The organism is Paraburkholderia sp. SIMBA_030 (assembly GCF_046535245.1).
In the GTDB taxonomy this organism is placed as follows: domain Bacteria; phylum Pseudomonadota; class Gammaproteobacteria; order Burkholderiales; family Burkholderiaceae; genus Paraburkholderia.
On record NZ_JAWRXB010000011.1, the window covers coordinates 190493 to 205547 of the forward strand.

Sequence of the window (15055 nt, forward strand, 5' to 3'; positions counted from 1 at the left end):
CAGGCTAGCCTTTTCGGAGAGATTCATGAAGCACAGCACGTCCGCACGTTCGCGCCGCTCGCCGGCCTTCATGCGCCTCGCCCGTTTGCCGTCGGACGTCACCGCGCCGCGTGCTTCGCCGAAGGTTTCGCCGAAGGCTTCGCCGGAGGTTTCGCTGGGAACGTCATTACGTGCCGCATCATTACGCGTGTTAGCGATAGGCGCGCTCATGGCGGGCGCGGCAACCATGCCCGCGTTCGCGCAGAACGACGACGCGCCGCCCGCGCTCGATATCGCAAACGCTGTCAAAGCGCCGGCCACGCCTTCGGCACAGGTCGGCAAACTCACGCTGGACCAACAGGTCAAGTGGCTACGCGCCGCGCAACAAAGCGGCGCGCTGGAAAAGCTCGACGACGCGCAACTGGTCGCGCTGTTCAGGTCGCTCGATCCGCTTGCGTTGCCGCGCTACATCAAGGAAGGACCGAACGGCTATCCGTCTTACGAGTTCACGATGTCGCGTATGGAACGCATTCACGGGGAGCAGCCCGACAAGGCCGATCACATGCTGGTGCGCATCGCGCACAACCCGCTGCGGATCTACGCGAAGTGGCTGCCCGACGGTGCGCACGCCGGCCAGGAAATCATCTATGACGAGTCCAAACGGAGCGATGAAATGTACGGCCACCTCGGCGGCTTGCTGAACGTGATGCCGCTGTGGACGTCGACCACCGGCACACTGGCGCGTGCGCAATCGAACCATCATGTGCGCGACCTCGGCACCGAATTCATCGCCAGCCAGTACCTCGCCGAAGGCAAGAAATACATCGAGACGGGTCTGCCGCGCTCCACCCAGGTGGACGTGAAAACGATCGACGGTGTGCGCGTGGTTGCCGTCACCTTCGAATCGCCCACTGGACAGCCGCAGTTCTATGCGAAGAAGGAAACGCTCGGGCTCGATCTGCGGCACCCGTATTTCCGCACGGTCGAGTCTTACGATAACGACGGCAGGCTCTTTGAGAAAATCGTCTTCGAAACCATCACGCCGAAGACGTTCGACGACATGGCCTTCGATCCGAAGAACAAGGGGTACAACTTCTAGCGAGCGAGGCGCGGCGCAAGCACGAACGCGACGTGCGCAACGCGTCCCGCGCCCTGCTCGTGGCTATGCTCGACCCTACGTGCGGTGCGGTTCGCAAGCTGCTCGAGCACGAAGTAATCGGATGCGCGCGTGAGACCGATCAGCGAGACCTGAGCTCGCGACAGGCGCGGCGCAAGCGTCGTGTACCAGAGCGAGCCGATATCGTCGCCCGTTTCGAAGGCGGGCAGGTTCAATTGCGCGACGTAGTCCGCGAACGCAGGGCCGCACGCGAGGGTGGAATCGATCACCGCCAACGTATTGCAACGAGCAGCCGCATGCGCGAGCCACGGCCACGCGCCGCCCGCCGCGGTCGAAAACCATGCGCCTGTCATCATGAAAGTGCGTCGGTCCATTGCTTCATTACGCCGTCGCTTTGCGTGTGTCAGGTATAACCGCGCCGGTCGCGCCACGCCGCCGGCCAGATGCCCTGCTTGCCCGGCGCGAGAATGCCGTTCGGGTCGAGCGCGTCCTTGATCGTTTCCGAGAGCCGCAGTAATGCGCCGTCGTTGAAACTGTACTGCGCCGCGGCGAAATCCATGTACGCGAGATGCGCGCGATATTCGCCGTAACCGGCCGCGCGCGCGTCGCTCATCAGCGAGCGCACCAGCTCGCCGGCCTGCTCGACCTGATTCGCGTCGTTACGGTCGAAGATCGCCGCGAAGATGTGATGCAAATGACGCACGCCCGCCGTGAAGCCACCGTAGTAATCGAAACCGTATTCCGCGGCGCGCGTTTTCACCATCGTGTATTGGCGCAGCGCGTCGCGCCCGGTCGCCGGACAGACCGGCGCGAAGTCCACATGCGCGCCCGCGCCGCCGCGCCAGTCGAGCATGCGGAATGCGCTCATCGCGGGAATGCCGGCCTGGTTACGGTCGCCGCCCGCGGCGGGTTGCGCATCGCCTGCATAGCGTACGGCCGAGAGTCTTGCCTGCGGGAAACGGGCGAACGCGCGCTGCACGATCGCATAGCGCGCATCGATCAATTCCGGCGTGCCGTACAGCGCGAAATGCAGATTCCAGCGGCCGACATTCAGCTTGTCGAGCATCGCCGCCACCGCGCTCTCGGGCATTGCGCCTGTGCCGTCGTACCACTGCGTACGCGCCGACAAACCCGCGGCGCGGCGTAGACCGCCCTCGATCACCGCGTTGCTGCGGATCGTTTCATCGAGCCGCAGCGGCCGCAAGATTTCCACGATCGCTTCGAGATCCTGCTCGTGACGAAACTGGATTTCACCGAGCAGATATGCGGGCGGCGCAGGCATCAGCCAGACGCCCAGCTTGGTGACGATGCCGTAGTTCGACTGCATGAACATCGCGTCGAACGACGGCCCGTAGCCCGGCTGATACAGCTGCCACGCCGTGCCGATTTCGATGCCGCCCATCCCCGTGCGCAGCACGTCGCCATTGGCGAGCACCACTTCCATGCCGCATTGGGACGCCGCGTGATCGCCATACGCGGTATAGCCGAAGCCGCGCTCGAGCGTATTGCCGACCACGCTGCCCCAACCCGCGGCGGGTGGATCGACCCATAGCTTGTAGCCTTTGTCGCGCAGATGCGCATACAGATCGAAATAACTGACCCCCGGCTCGACCAGCGCATAAGCGAGCGTCTCGTTCACTTCGATGATCCGGTTCATCCGTTGCAAATCGAGCACCACCGAGCCCGGCAGACGCGGCGCGGCGCCGCCGTACGCAAAGTTGCGGCCGGTCGAGACCGTCCACAACGGAATGCGATATTGATTGGCAATGCGCAGTACCGCGCGAATCTCGTCGACGGATGCGGGCAGCACCGCAGCGGACGCGGAGAACGCTTCGCGCTCGCCGGGCGCGAACGGATCGAGATACGCCGCGAGCCCGGCTGCCGAGCTGACCACCTGCGCCTCGCCGACGATCGAGCGCCAGCCGGCGAGCGCGCGATCGAACTGGGCGGCTGAAACTTTCGGCGGCAAGCTGCGTGTCAAAGCGTCTCCTTTGCGGCGCGACGTGTGAGCCGCGGCAAGCTAACGACGCATCCCACCGCCGCCGTGCGACATGCCGCCCGCTCCCTGCATCGGCACGGTGCCATGCCAGCCGCCATGTCCGCCGCCGTGCCAGTCGCCGTGGCCGCCGCGCCAGTCGCCGTTGCCGCCGTGCCAATCGCCGTGGCCACCCATCCGCACATGATCCATATGGTGATGATGATGAAAGCGGTCGACAAAAACGAACGACACGCCGCCTCCGAACACCACCGGCGGCCCCCAGTACCATGGGTCGTAGTAATAGACCGGCGCCGGGTACGATGCCAGCGCGGTGCCGTCGCCTTCGACCATCTGCCAGCTGCCGTCCGGCTGCAGGCACGCGCGGCCGGTAATCTGCTGCATGACGCCGTCGATTTCCGCCTGACCCGCGACGATGCGGCACGGCGGCGTGTCGTTCGACGGGGCACTCGCATCGTACTGCGCCGCACAACCGGTGCTCAGACACAGACAACATATGCCGGAGCATAGCCCCGTGCCGAATTGATGGAAAGTAACCATGATTTCGCTGCCTCGACGCGCCGGCGTTGCGACTCGCCAAGGGGCGTGTCGACACCGTGAAGACCCCGTCGGTTTGCCTCGCTCGAGACCGCGCCGCGCGCGCACTTGCGCGGTATCTGCGCGTACTGATACGCCGCCGCGACGGCACGGTCCTGCAACGAGTAAACGAAGCGCGGCGCGGCGCTATTCCGCCGGCGGCCCGCGAGCGCGGGAGCTTTTCTGTTACCGGGTGTTGCAACGCCAGCAAACGGGCCGGCGCTCACCGCCATCCGCTTACCGCGCTCACGGCGTTACTGCCACGCTTCCGGTTTGCCGCCGAGGGCACTGCACACGTCGATGGCGATAGAGCGCAGCTTGCCTTCGGAGATCGGCCCGGACAACGCGTAGCCCATGCGGTCGCTGACCCAGTAGAAAGTGCGCCGGTTGCCGTCGCGGAACAGGCGGAACGCGGTTTCGTCGCGCGAAATGCCGGTGACGTACAGCGTGAGGCGCGCGCCGTTCTGGTTCTCGTACATGAACTGCGCGGCCGGTCCCGCTTCGCCCGGCAACAGACGCCCCCCCACCAGCGAATAGCCATATTCCTGCAATGACGGTACCGACAACGGCCGGTTCAGCCGTTTGGACAACCAGTTGATCAGATGCTCTTCCTCGCTCGCCGCGACTTCGACCGGATGACGCCGCTCGGGCGTATAAACCGCATAGGCGACGTCCGCGCGTTGGGCGAAGCTGGCCGGAGCGGCGCCGAAGCCGCTCCACCCGCCCAACCCGCCCCACGCACCGCCCGTCAGGCGCGGCGCGAGCGGTCCCAACGCCAGCGCGAGCCCGGCGCCGGCCGCGAGCCAGCACGCCGCAAGGCCGACGCGCCGCCACCACGGCGCAGACGGGCGCACGACGATGAAAGCGGGCTCCTCGCGCGCCGGCGCACCGCACAGCGCCTGCAACGCCTTCTTCTGCGCGCGCCACGCGGCCACCCGTGCGGCGGCCTGCGGATGCTGCTCCAGCTGCGTCTCGATCGCGGCGCGCTGCGCGTGCGGCAACTCGCCGTCGACAAACGCCGACAGCACTCGCAAATCGAGCCCCTCGGTCAAGCCGGAATCGTAGTCGTCGTTGTTCATCGCGGATTTCTCACTACTTTCAGCGGCGGGTTTTTTTTGTGCGCCGGACCTTCTGTAAGCAGCACGCGCATATGTTCACGCGCGCGCGACAGCCGCGACATCACCGTGCCGATCGGCACCCCAAGCGCGCTCGACGCCTCCTGGTACGTCAGTTCCTCGACGCAGACGAGCAGCAGCACTTCCCGCTGCTCGAGCGGCAGACAATACAGCGCGCGCTGCAGATCGCGCAGCACCAGACCGTCGACTTCGCCGTGCGGCGCTTCGAGATTGCGCCACGGCGCACTTTCGTCGTCGACGGCGATCTCGCGACGTCCGCGCAACTGATCGATGTACAGATGCCGCAGGATCGTCAGCAGCCACGCGCGCAGGTTGCTGTTCGGCCGGAATGCCGCCCAGCGCGCAAGCGCGCGCTCCGCCGTATCCTGTACCAGATCGTCGGCCCAAGCGCGGTCGCCCGTCAGTGCGCGCGCATAGCGGCGCAACTGCGGGAGCCACGAAATCACTTCCGCTTCGAAATTCACCCGGTGCGCTTAACGCTCAGTAACCGCCGCCGGTGCCACCGCCACTGCCGCTGGTGCTCGACGCGCCGCTATCGGTCGCCGACGTGCAGCCGCTCGTCGCGAGCGAGCCCAACGCCAGTGCCAACAGCACGAAGACGGTGGAAAGAATGCGGGTTGCTTTCATGTGTATCTCCTGACTATGTTTCGGCCGACGCGTCCGCCGGCTGGCGCGCGTGGGCCGGGACCCGGTCGGCCGCGTGCGACATGCAACGCTGCCATGCTGACTTAACGCAGGCGGACACCGGTTTATTCCGTGCGTTCGGCGCGAGGCGCCATCTTTTTCCGCCATCCGCGGCGGCGACGCGCCACCGCCGCCACGAAAAGCGCCATTCATCCGCAGATTCGTAACTCAACGTTACAGTCAATAGTTATCAGATGCTTATGTGCGCGCAAGCCGTTATAGTGGACGCAGTTCGCCCGCCGACGCGTTCCGCCCCTACACAGGGTAGAATCGCGGCGAACAACCGTCTTTCTAACCTGAATTGTCCATGGCTTCCGCAGAATCGCATCCGCAAAACGACTTCATGAACGCAGCGCGCAAAGAACGAAAGCGCGTGGAGATCTACCTTGTCAACGGCATTCGCCTGACAGGGTGCATCGAGTCGTTCGATCAGTATCTGGTGATGCTGCGCACGCCCGTCGGCCTGCAAGGCATCTACAAGCGCGCGATCTCGACGATCCAGCTCGACACCGGCACGCGTCCGGCTCCGCGCGCCGGACGGCCTGCGCACGGCGAACACACCACGCGTGGCCCACACGGCTCGCGTGAACCGCGCGATCATCGTGAGCCCCGCGAACCGCGTGAGCCGCGCGAGTCGTATGGCGCGCAGCCGTCTTCCGACCGTCCGGCATCGTCCGAGCGCGGCAGCACGTCTGACGGACCGGTGGTCGTGACGCGTCGCCGGCGCCTGTTCGGCACGGGTGGCGGCGAAGGCGGCAACCATGGCGGCGGTAACGGTGGCAATGGTGGCGCCATTGGCGGTAACGAATAAGCTGCTCACGCAGCGGCCAGCTACTCCGACGGATAGCCGAGCCGCTGCAGAATCTTCTCCAGCCGCATGATCTGCAGCTGCGTCAGTTCGAATCTGCATTTGACCGCCAGCACGCGGCGGCGCCAGTAGCCGGCGTCCAGCATGCGCTGCGCCGGTTGCCGTGTTGCCCAATCCAGATGTTCCAATTCCGCTTCCACTACGTGTGATGCGTTGACGCGCTGCGTCTGTGCAGGGGTCTTGGGTTCCATGTCGTTGCGCTGCCTTGTTTTTTTGCGCTATCCCGTTCTGGAGATGCCGTTGGGCGGCATGCGGTTTTGCCTGGTCTCGCCTTTTGCTTTTCTTTTTTGTTTGGCGACACACTCGAAGACGAGGTAGAGCGGCGGGGTTTTAAGTTCGCTTTAACTACGTTCTTAAGTTGCGCTCTTTAATTGCCGTTGGCTGGGTGTTTTTCTTTTTGAAGGAAATGCCTACCGGCGTAGGGGAAATGTGCCGTTGACCGTTCGGCCGGTTTGGCTTTGCGCTATGCTGGACTATCGACACTACTTTCGAAGTGGAGCACGTCATGTCCAAGCCGAAGCCGCATGCGCCCGATGCCAAGGTAGCGAAGCCGCCCGCCCCGTCCGCGGAGAGTCGCCTCGATGAGGCGCTTGAGGAAAGTTTCCCTGCTAGTGATCCGATTGCTGTCGATGTCACTGATCCGCATCATTTGCCGGATGCGCATTCGCCGGAGAGCGGGAAGAAGCGGCATTGAAGCAGGCGGTTTTTTTGCCTTTCGCAGCGGCATTTGACCGTGCGCCTGGGGTGGTGGCGCCTCTTTTCTTATTGGTTTATCAGCGTTGCCCCGTGCAGGGCCGGGCGGTCCTCCGCCCCTGCCCCCTTCCTGCCCGCTCGCACGCTTCAGTGCGACGGCAAGCCTGTTTCCAGCTGACGCTGCAACTCGCGTACCTGGCGCTGCGCAACGCGCAACTGGTCTTGCGCTGCCGCCTTCTGCTGCGCCAGCGCCGTTGCCTCGGCGCGGGTTTGCTGCTGCTGGTTCGCGACAATGTTCTGCTGTTGACGCGCAACGTCCAGGTCAGCCTGCAGGCGGTTCGCGCGATCCTGCGACAACGCGATCATCCGTTCCGTGAACGCTTTTTGTGCCTCCAGCTGCGTGCGGCGAATCTCGACGTCGGATAGCTGCAACGTCTGGCGCACAAAATCCTTGTAGATCATGTCGGCACGCGTTGCGTCCTGCGTCTTGATGACGCGCCAGAAATTCTTTTGCTGGAACAGCGCGACGTAGTACGTCATCTCCTTGCCATAAAACAGCAGGCTCGTGCCGTAGCTGCCGTTGTACGTCGTGCGCAATTCGTTCAGATCCGACCCGTGGATCATCTGCTGCAATTCCGCCACATTCCCCGCGGCAGATTGCTTCGCTTCGTCCGGCGTCAGCACGCCGGGTTGCGCCTGCGAAGTAGCCGGCAACGCCATCGTCGCGCCCGGCTGGGAAACAACGCCAGCACTCGTGCCGCTATCCGGCAGAGCCTGCGCATTCACGCCCTGCACGGCCCCCAACGCGACGAATGCCGCCAGGGCAATCTGTCGTAGTTTCGACTTTCGGTCCATGTAATTCCTGCTCGAACAGTTTTTGTTTTAGCACAACCATCTCATTATTACTCACTTTCGCGTGTTTCGGGCTCTTCGTCGAAAATTTGGTACTTACGCATTTTCTCCCACAACACCTTGCGGCTGATGCCGAGATAGAGCGCTGTATCCTGCCGGCGCCAACCGTTTGCGTCGAGCGCGGCGAGCACGCGGTTGCGCTCGGCCATGTCCCATTTGCTGCGGTCCACCAGCACCTCCGCGGTGCTCTCGGCCGGCATCGGCTGGCTGGTGCGCGCGAGCGCCAGCAGTCGTTGCAGACGCGCCGCATCCCACGCGCCGATCTGCCGCACGGTCACGCCGATGCGTTCGGCGAGATTGCGCAGCTCGCGCACATTGCCGGGGAAATAGGTGTCGGCAACCGCGTCGGCAAGCCAGTACGGGTATATCGCTCAGCGCGCGCGATACCGACATGACGCCGGCGCAGTCGAAGACAGGATCCGCGCGATCGCCGGCCGCATCACGGCCGACCGGCCATTGCGGCGCGCCACCTTCGAGCGCTCAATGTGCTGGGCTGGGCCTACTGCCCGGCGTGAAGGTCGCGGCCACCGTGCCGCCGCCGCAAAACACCGATGGCGCCACCATGCTCGAACCGAACGTGGATCGTAAGCCGTTCAACGTCAGCACCGGCATCGACTTCAACCATCCCGGCGTGCAAGGTCTGCTGACCGCGACCGAGAACGGGCTGACCGCGCTCGGCGAACAATTGAGCGTGTCTGCGTTGCTGCCAAAAGGTCGGGACGACGTAACCTATCTCGCTGCGCACGGCGCGCTGCCGATCGGCAGCATTGGGCTGATCGCGAAGATCGCTACAACAACCACAACACCGGCGCGCAGATCGGCTTGCGCTCGCAAATCCGCGTGCTGCAGTTGCAGGCCGACTACACCAGCGTGCACCCGACTCAGGTGCGCCACGCGAGTTTCAATGTGGCGAAGGCATTCGATATCCTGGGCGCGTCGAAATCCGGCGACTCGAACGTTCCCGGTGCGCCCGTCACCAATCCGGCGTCGATCAACTTCGTACGGACCGGCGCGACCTTCTCGCAGACCAACGAGTGGCCGCTCCAGATCGGCACCGCCGTCTCGCTGACCGGTCAGTACAGCGGCGTATCGCTGCCGACCTCGGAACAGATCTCGTTCGGCGCGCAACGTTTTGCGCAGGGCTATCAACCGGGCGAAGCGTCGGGGATTCAGGCTGGGGTGCGATGCTCGAAGTCAACCGCGCGTTCACGCCCGGCTTCACGTACCTGCGTACTTTCACGCCGTACCTATCGTTCGACATGGCGCGCGTGTATCTGCATGCGGGCACGCCTTCGCCGTCGAGGCTGTCATCGATTGCGTTCGGCTTCAGGATCTCGGATGCGAAGTACTACAGCCTGGATCTGTCAGTCGCGAAACCGGTCGGCGACGCGCCGGTGGAAAGCGCGTCGCGCAGCCCGCGCATCAACGCTACGTTTTCGTATCAACTGAACTGATGAGCGAAAGTGCCGCGTTCTGACTAGAGGTTCCACTATCAAACGGCACGCGCACTTTCACGTATTCTGCGCTGACGGTGTTCAACCGATGCAGCTGAAGCAGAACCTGAGAGGCAACACGAGGCATCACGGCGGCTGATCGCTCAAGAAGGCCCAAGAAGGCCCAGACGGGCCCGAGATGCCAATAACGCCGCGCGACCATGATCGTGCGATTTTTTTTCAAGGAGGAAGACATGACGCAATTCACTCAACGCGCTCGCGCAATCGTGCTCCGCACAGCCAGACACGCCGCCGTTGCCGGCGTGCTGCTCGCCAGCGCCGTCACCGCGATGGCGCAAGCCGACAACCCGGTCGGCACCTGGCAAACCGTCGACGATCATACCGGCAACCCCAAGGCGCTCGTTCAGATCACGCAGGACAGCACGGGCTCGCTTAACGGCAAGGTGATCAAGGGGTTGGGCGCGAACGATCAACCGGATCGCCGCTGCACGGAATGCACCGACGCGCGCAAGGATCAATTGATTCTCCGCATGACGATCATTAACGATATGAAAAAGGACGGCGACGGCTGGGATCACGGGCAGATTCTCGACCCGGAAAACGGCAAGGTCTATAAGTGCAAGATGCACCTGGAAGACGGTGGGAACAAGCTGGTGGTGCGCGGCTATATCGGCGTATCGCTGCTTGGCCGCTCGCAGACGTGGGTTCGTCAGCAATAAGTCCGCGCGTGGTTCAGGTATGAATGCCTGAGGTGCTGGTGTAGGTCGCCAGCATACCGTTACTGCTGTCAGGACAGCGTCAGAAAAAACGGCCGACGATCACCATCGTGCGGCCGTTTTTTTGCTTGATTTGCTTTGTTCACGCCGTCATGCAGCGTGCTTGAAGGGCGACGCAAACGCGAACGGCGAAGCCGGTACCGGCTTGGCGGACGCAAGGTCGTACGCCGCGGGTGCCGCAACCGGAGCCGCATCTGCCGGCTCGCTCTCCTCTTCCGTGCCCACGTGCGTACGCATACGTGCTTCCATCGTGCTGCACAGTTCCTCGCTTGCGGCACCGAACAGCAGATCCATCACGCGCTTGAGCACGCCGGATTCGTACCACGCCTTGAAGCGGCGATGGCAAGTTTGATACGACGGGTATTTGCGCGGCATGGCCGACCACGTAGCGCCGTTATACATCACCCACAGCACGCCGTTGAGCACTGAGCGCGTATTGGCAAGTGGACGGCCGCGCAGTTCGGAGCGCGGACGCAGTTCAGGGAGCAACGGTGCAATGCGTTGCCATTCTTCGTCATTGATATCACGGTACGGATTCATGGCTTCTCCTTTGTCAGAACCATGACAAAGAAGATACCCAGTCGCCCGCGGGCGGAATATAAGACCAATCCGAATCTTGAAAATACGTTTCGGACACCGCCCACTTGCCGAGCGGACCGTGATCTATCGCAAAAGCGCCGCCGCGAGGATGACGCCGGCCCTCAGGTCAGCGACGTATCGACGATGCGCCGCGGCGCGTCGAGATATTCCTTCGACTGCATTTCGACGATGCGCGACACCGTGCGCGTGAACTCGTTGGCCATCGGGCCGTCGACGTACAGTTGCTCGGGCGGCACCGCTGCGGACATCAGCAGCTTGACCTTGTGGTCGTAAAACACGTCGATCAGCCACGTGAAGCGGCGCGCTTCCGAAGCCATGCGCACCGACATCTGCGGCACGCCGGACAGAATCACCGCGTGAAAACGGCTCGCCAGTTCCAGGTAGTCGTTCTGCGAGCGCGGACCGCCGCACAGGGTCGCGAAATCGAACCACACGACGCCGTCAGCGCGGCGCAACGCCTTCAGTTCCCGCTTTTCGATGTGCAGCAGCGGGCTTTCGTCGGGGACCGCCGCAAGGCGCGAATACGCGTCGCGCAAAGCCTTGTCCGCCGCCGCGCCGAGCGGCGTGTGATACACCTCGACCTGGGCCAGCGTGCGTTGCCGGTAGTCGACGCCGGCATCGACGTTGATCACGTCGAGCTTTGCCTTGATCAGTTCGATTGCCGGCAGCATGCGGTCGCGATGCAGGCCGTCCGGATATAGCGTGTCCGGATCGTAGTTGGACGTCATCACGAACTGCACGCCGTTCTCGAACATCTTGTCGAGCAGGCGATACAGGATCATCGCGTCGGCGATATCCGACACGTGGAATTCGTCGAAACAGATCAGCCGATAGCGCTTCGCGATACGGCGCGCGAGTTCGTCGAGCGGATCGGCCTGGCCTTTCAGTTCTTCCAGTTCGCGATGCACTTCGCGCATGAACTCGTGGAAGTGCAGCCGCGTTTTGCGCTGCACCGGCACGATCATGTAGAAGCTGTCCATCAGGAAGCTCTTGCCCCGCCCTACGCCGCCCCACATGTACACGCCGCGCGGCAGATCCGGGTGGATGATCAGTTTCCTGAGCGCGTTCGAGCGGCGCGATTTGTACTCGACCCACTCTTCATAGCACCGCTGCAGGCGGTCGACCGCCGCGCGTTGCGCCGGGTCCGATTGATAACCCCGCGTCTGCAGTTCTTTTTCGTAGTATTCGGTGACGTTCATTGTGTTGCTGCAAAAAGAAAGGCGGGAGGGAGTGAACCCGCCCGCCTTCGTAGTGATGCCGCAGTGCTGCGATCAGTCAGGCGTGCGCTGCCGGTTACATGTTCAGCGCGCGCTTGTCGACGGCGAGAGCGGCTTCGCGCATGACTTCGGACAGCGACGGGTGCGGATGGCAAATACGGCCGATGTCTTCCGACGCCGCCTTGAATTCCATCGCCACCACGGCTTCCGCGATCAGGTCCGATGCGTTCGCCGAGATGATGTGCACGCCGAGCAGTTCGTCGGTCTTCGCGTCGGCGATCATCTTGACGAAACCATCCGCCTTGTTGATGCCCAGCGCGCGGCCGTTCGCCATGAACGGGAACTGGCCCGTCTTGACTTCGCGGCCTTCGGCCTTCAGTTGCTGCTCCGTCTTGCCGACCCACGCGATTTCCGGTTCGGTGTAGATCACCCACGGAATGCAGTTGTAGTCGATATGCGGCTTCTGACCGTCGATGATTTCGGCAACCAGCACGCCTTCGTCTTCAGCCTTGTGCGCGAGCATCGGACCACGCACCACGTCGCCGATCGCGTACACGTTCGGCACGGCCGTTGCGCAGTGGTCGTCGACGTCGATGAAGCCGCGCTCGTCGGCCTTCAGGCCGATCGCTTCGAGGCCGAGGTTGTCGGTATTCGGCACGCGGCCGATCGACACGATCAGACGGTCGGCTTCCAGCGTTTGCGCGTTGCCGTCCTTGTCCGTGTAGTTCAGCGTGACGCTGTTATCGGTCGCCGTCACTTCGCCGACCTTCACGCCGACGTGGATGTCCAGACCCTGCTTCTTGAACTGCTTGGCGGCTTCCCTGGCCAACGCCTGGTCCGCGGCGCCGAGGAATTCCGGCAGCGCTTCGAGCACGGTCACTTCCGCGCCCAGACGGCGCCACACCGAGCCGAGTTCCAGGCCGACCACGCCTGCGCCGATCACGGCGAGCTTTTTCGGCACGGTGTCGAAGCTCAGTGCGCCTTCGTTGTCGGACACGATCTTGTTGTCGACCGGCACGTTCGGCAGGTGACGCGCCTTCGAGCCCGTCGCGATGATCACGTTCTTCGCCGTGACGACTTCGCTGCTTGTACCATCCGCGCCTTCGCCGCCGCTCACTTCGATCTGCACGCCGGCGTCCGTCTTGCCGGTGAACTTGCCATGACCCTTGAGCCACGTGATCTTGTTCTTGCGGAACAGGAACTCGATGCCCTTGGTCATCTTCTCGACGATGCCTTCCTTGCGGGACAGCATCTTCGTGAGGTCGAGCTTCACGTCCGACACGTTGATACCGTGATCGGCGAGGTGGTGCTGCGCGTTTTCAAATTCTTCCGACGATGCGAGCAGCGCCTTCGACGGAATGCAACCGACGTTCAGACACGTGCCGCCGAGCTTCAGCGCGCCGGCCGGGTTCTTCCATTTTTCGATACATGCAACCGACTTGCCGAGCTGGGCAGCGCGGATTGCGGCGATATAGCCGCCGGGGCCTGCACCGATCACGACAACGTCAAATTCTTTGGACATGACAATCCCTTTGATGGCGAAACGGCGCGCGGCCACGCTTCGTGGCGCGCGTCGTTCCAGTACTGCGGAATGCTGGAGGCGTGTTGCTTATATCGCGACGACTGTAGTGATTACAAGCCGGCGATTACAGGTCGAGCAGCAGGCGAGCCGGGTCTTCCAGCGCGTCCTTCATCGCGACCAGCGACAGCACCGCTTCGCGACCGTCGATGATCCGGTGGTCGTACGACAGCGCCAGATAGTTCATCGGACGGATCACGATCTGGCCGTTTTCGACCACAGCGCGTTCCTTGGTGGCGTGCACGCCGAGAATTGCGGATTGCGGCGGGTTGATGATCGGTGTCGACAGCATCGAGCCGAACACACCGCCGTTCGAGATCGAGAACGTGCCGCCGGTCATTTCTTCGATCGACAGTTTGCCGTCCTTGGCCTTCTGGCCGAATTCGGCAATCTTCTTCTCGATTTCGGCGAGGCTCAGCTGATCTGCATTGCGCAGGATCGGCACCACCAGACCGCGCGGCGAACCGACCGCGATACCGATATCGAAGTAGCCGTGATAGACGATGTCGTTACCGTCGATCGACGCGTTCACGAGCGGGAACTTCTTCAGCGCGTGAACAGCCGCCTTCACGAAGAACGACATGAAGCCGAGCTTCACGCCATGTTCCTTCTCGAACCTGTCTTTGTACTTGTTGCGCAGGTCCATCACCGGCGCCATGTTCACTTCGTTGAACGTCGTGAGGATGGCGTTGGTTTGTTGCGACTCGAGCAGACGCTCGGCGATACGCGCACGCAGACGCGACATCGGCACGCGCTGTTCCGGACGGTCCTTCAGCCATTGCTCGGCCGATGCCGGCGCCTTGACGTCCGGCAGCGAGGGCTTCGCAGCCTTCGGTGCGGCAGCCGGTGCAGCAGCCTTGGCGGCCGGTGCCGGTGCCGGTGCGGCTTGCGCGGTCAGCACGTCGCCCTTCGTGATGCGGCCGTCGCGGCCGGTGCCGGCGACGTCGCCTGCGGACAGATTCTTTTCAGCCATCAGCTTGCCGGCAGCCGGCGAAGCAGCGGTGTTCGCACCCGTTGCGGATGCGGCTTGCGCAGCAGGTGCTGCGGCGGGTGCCTGAGCGGCGACCGGAGCCGGCTTCACTTCTGCTTCGACAGCAGCGGCGCCGGCGGTACCTTCGGTGTCGATCTTGGCGATCACCTGCTCGGCGGTGACGGTGTCGCCGTCGTTCGCGATGACTTGCGCGAGCACGCCAGCCGACGGAGCCGGCACTTCGAGCACGACCTTGTCGGTCTCGATTTCGATGAGAATTTCGTCTTGTGCGACAGCCTCGCCGGGCTTCTTCTTCCACTGCAGCATGGTGGCTTCCGAGACCGACTCGGAAAGCTGGGGAACCTTGACTTCGACAATAGCCATTATGAATATCCTGAATACGTATCGGGTGACGGCGCGGTGAACGACGACCGCCTGCGAACCATAACTGCCGCGAATGAACCTTCAGACGCGGCACGGGAAAGCGCGTGGCGCTTT

At 63.2% G+C, this 15055-nt stretch carries 16 protein-coding genes and 2 pseudogenes; 5 read left to right on the forward strand and 13 right to left on the reverse strand.

The window, feature by feature from the left end; all coding sequences use genetic code 11:
- Nucleotides 1-208 precede the first annotated feature (208 nt).
- Nucleotides 209-1078: a DUF1571 domain-containing protein gene (locus tag SB772_RS20455; protein ID WP_410835121.1), complete on the forward strand. Its 870-nt coding sequence runs from the start codon at nt 209-211 to the stop codon at nt 1076-1078.
- Here SB772_RS20455 and SB772_RS20460 read toward each other — a convergent pair.
- From SB772_RS20460 to SB772_RS20485, 6 genes are all read right to left on the reverse strand, one after another.
- Entirely contained in the window at nt 1075-1470 is a 396-nt protein-coding gene (locus SB772_RS20460; RefSeq protein WP_410835031.1) for a hypothetical protein, read from the reverse strand. The genes SB772_RS20455 and SB772_RS20460 overlap by 4 nt on opposite strands.
- 29 nt (nt 1471-1499) lie before the next feature.
- Entirely contained in the window at nt 1500-3077 is a 1578-nt protein-coding gene (locus SB772_RS20465; protein ID WP_410835032.1) for an FAD-binding oxidoreductase, read from the reverse strand.
- A 39-nt stretch (nt 3078-3116) separates the two neighbouring features.
- Nucleotides 3117-3632, reverse strand: coding sequence for a hypothetical protein (locus tag SB772_RS20470; RefSeq protein ID WP_410835033.1), 516 nt, complete (start codon nt 3630-3632; stop codon nt 3117-3119).
- 290 nt (nt 3633-3922) lie between these two features.
- On the reverse strand, nt 3923-4747 hold the full coding sequence (locus SB772_RS20475; RefSeq protein WP_410835034.1) for an anti-sigma factor family protein: 825 nt from the start codon (nt 4745-4747) through the stop codon (nt 3923-3925).
- Complete coding sequence (locus tag SB772_RS20480) at nt 4744-5268, reverse strand: sigma-70 family RNA polymerase sigma factor (RefSeq protein ID WP_410835035.1); 525 nt, start codon at nt 5266-5268, stop codon at nt 4744-4746. Before SB772_RS20480 ends, SB772_RS20475 begins: the two co-directional genes overlap by 4 nt.
- A 16-nt stretch (nt 5269-5284) precedes the next feature.
- Nucleotides 5285-5431, reverse strand: a complete 147-nt coding sequence (locus SB772_RS20485; protein WP_410835036.1) for a hypothetical protein — start codon at nt 5429-5431, stop codon at nt 5285-5287.
- A 364-nt stretch (nt 5432-5795) separates the two neighbouring features.
- On the opposite strand from SB772_RS20485, the gene hfq reads away from it, so the two are divergent.
- A complete protein-coding gene (hfq, locus tag SB772_RS20490; RefSeq protein ID WP_410835037.1) occupies nt 5796-6299 on the forward strand; it encodes an RNA chaperone Hfq in 504 nt (167 codons plus the stop codon).
- Between the two features lie 20 nt (nt 6300-6319).
- On the opposite strand, the gene SB772_RS20495 is transcribed toward hfq, so the two are convergent.
- Complete coding sequence (locus SB772_RS20495) at nt 6320-6547, reverse strand: hypothetical protein (protein ID WP_410835038.1); 228 nt, start codon at nt 6545-6547, stop codon at nt 6320-6322.
- A gap of 314 nt (nt 6548-6861) precedes the next feature.
- On the opposite strand from SB772_RS20495, the gene SB772_RS20500 reads away from it, so the two are divergent.
- Nucleotides 6862-7050 (forward strand): hypothetical protein, encoded by a 189-nt coding sequence (locus tag SB772_RS20500; RefSeq protein ID WP_410835039.1) that lies wholly within the window; start codon nt 6862-6864, stop codon nt 7048-7050.
- A gap of 146 nt (nt 7051-7196) precedes the next feature.
- Here the strand turns inward: SB772_RS20500 and SB772_RS20505 are convergent, their stop codons facing one another.
- Together SB772_RS20505 and SB772_RS20510 are read right to left on the reverse strand one after the other, a co-directional pair.
- Nucleotides 7197-7904 carry a DUF2968 domain-containing protein gene (locus tag SB772_RS20505; protein WP_410835040.1) on the reverse strand — a complete coding sequence of 236 codons (708 nt, stop codon included), beginning with the start codon at nt 7902-7904 and terminating at the stop codon, nt 7197-7199.
- A 47-nt stretch (nt 7905-7951) separates the two neighbouring features.
- Nucleotides 7952-8323 (reverse strand): annotated as a pseudogene (locus tag SB772_RS20510) (helix-turn-helix domain-containing protein); the annotation flags it as partial.
- Here SB772_RS20510 and SB772_RS20515 point away from each other — a divergent pair.
- A pseudogene (locus SB772_RS20515) lies at nt 8322-9415 on the forward strand (ShlB/FhaC/HecB family hemolysin secretion/activation protein); the annotation flags it as partial. The pseudogenes SB772_RS20510 and SB772_RS20515 sit on opposite strands and share 2 nt — an antisense overlap.
- 233 nt (nt 9416-9648) lie before the next feature.
- Nucleotides 9649-10134: a DUF2147 domain-containing protein gene (locus SB772_RS20520; RefSeq protein WP_410835041.1), complete on the forward strand. Its 486-nt coding sequence runs from the start codon at nt 9649-9651 to the stop codon at nt 10132-10134.
- A gap of 147 nt (nt 10135-10281) precedes the next feature.
- Here SB772_RS20520 and SB772_RS20525 read toward each other — a convergent pair whose 3' ends face one another.
- The 4 genes from SB772_RS20525 to odhB form a co-directional block, all read right to left on the reverse strand.
- Nucleotides 10282-10731 (reverse strand): transposase, encoded by a 450-nt coding sequence (locus tag SB772_RS20525; protein ID WP_410835042.1) that lies wholly within the window; start codon nt 10729-10731, stop codon nt 10282-10284.
- A 161-nt stretch (nt 10732-10892) separates the two neighbouring features.
- A complete protein-coding gene (gene zapE / locus SB772_RS20530; protein ID WP_410835043.1) occupies nt 10893-11990 on the reverse strand; it encodes a cell division protein ZapE in 1098 nt (365 codons plus the stop codon).
- A gap of 94 nt (nt 11991-12084) precedes the next feature.
- Nucleotides 12085-13530 carry a dihydrolipoyl dehydrogenase gene (gene lpdA / locus SB772_RS20535; protein WP_410835044.1) on the reverse strand — a complete coding sequence of 482 codons (1446 nt, stop codon included), beginning with the start codon at nt 13528-13530 and terminating at the stop codon, nt 12085-12087.
- Nucleotides 13531-13654: 124 nt separating this feature from the next.
- A complete protein-coding gene (gene odhB / locus SB772_RS20540) occupies nt 13655-14941 on the reverse strand; it encodes a 2-oxoglutarate dehydrogenase complex dihydrolipoyllysine-residue succinyltransferase (RefSeq protein WP_410835045.1) in 1287 nt (428 codons plus the stop codon).
- Nucleotides 14942-15055: the final 114 nt, after the last annotated feature.

Excerpts from the sequence above, each read along its gene's own strand:
- SB772_RS20455 (WP_410835121.1), top strand. The coding sequence starts at position 209 with ATGGCGGGCGCGGCAACCATGCCCGCGTTCGCGCAGAACGACGACGCG.
- SB772_RS20460 (WP_410835031.1), bottom strand. The coding sequence starts at position 1,470 with ATGGACCGACGCACTTTCATGATGACAGGCGCATGGTTTTCGACCGCG.
- SB772_RS20470 (WP_410835033.1), bottom strand. The coding sequence starts at position 3,632 with ATGGTTACTTTCCATCAATTCGGCACGGGGCTATGCTCCGGCATATGT.
- SB772_RS20475 (WP_410835034.1), bottom strand. The coding sequence starts at position 4,747 with ATGAACAACGACGACTACGATTCCGGCTTGACCGAGGGGCTCGATTTG.
- SB772_RS20485 (WP_410835036.1), bottom strand. The coding sequence starts at position 5,431 with ATGAAAGCAACCCGCATTCTTTCCACCGTCTTCGTGCTGTTGGCACTG.
- hfq (WP_410835037.1), top strand. The coding sequence starts at position 5,796 with ATGGCTTCCGCAGAATCGCATCCGCAAAACGACTTCATGAACGCAGCG.
- SB772_RS20495 (WP_410835038.1), bottom strand. The coding sequence starts at position 6,547 with ATGGAACCCAAGACCCCTGCACAGACGCAGCGCGTCAACGCATCACAC.
- SB772_RS20500 (WP_410835039.1), top strand. The coding sequence starts at position 6,862 with ATGTCCAAGCCGAAGCCGCATGCGCCCGATGCCAAGGTAGCGAAGCCG.
- SB772_RS20505 (WP_410835040.1), bottom strand. The coding sequence starts at position 7,904 with ATGGACCGAAAGTCGAAACTACGACAGATTGCCCTGGCGGCATTCGTC.
- SB772_RS20520 (WP_410835041.1), top strand. The coding sequence starts at position 9,649 with ATGACGCAATTCACTCAACGCGCTCGCGCAATCGTGCTCCGCACAGCC.
- SB772_RS20525 (WP_410835042.1), bottom strand. The coding sequence starts at position 10,731 with ATGAATCCGTACCGTGATATCAATGACGAAGAATGGCAACGCATTGCA.
- zapE (WP_410835043.1), bottom strand. The coding sequence starts at position 11,990 with ATGAACGTCACCGAATACTACGAAAAAGAACTGCAGACGCGGGGTTAT.
- lpdA (WP_410835044.1), bottom strand. The coding sequence starts at position 13,530 with ATGTCCAAAGAATTTGACGTTGTCGTGATCGGTGCAGGCCCCGGCGGC.
- odhB (WP_410835045.1), bottom strand. The coding sequence starts at position 14,941 with ATGGCTATTGTCGAAGTCAAGGTTCCCCAGCTTTCCGAGTCGGTCTCG.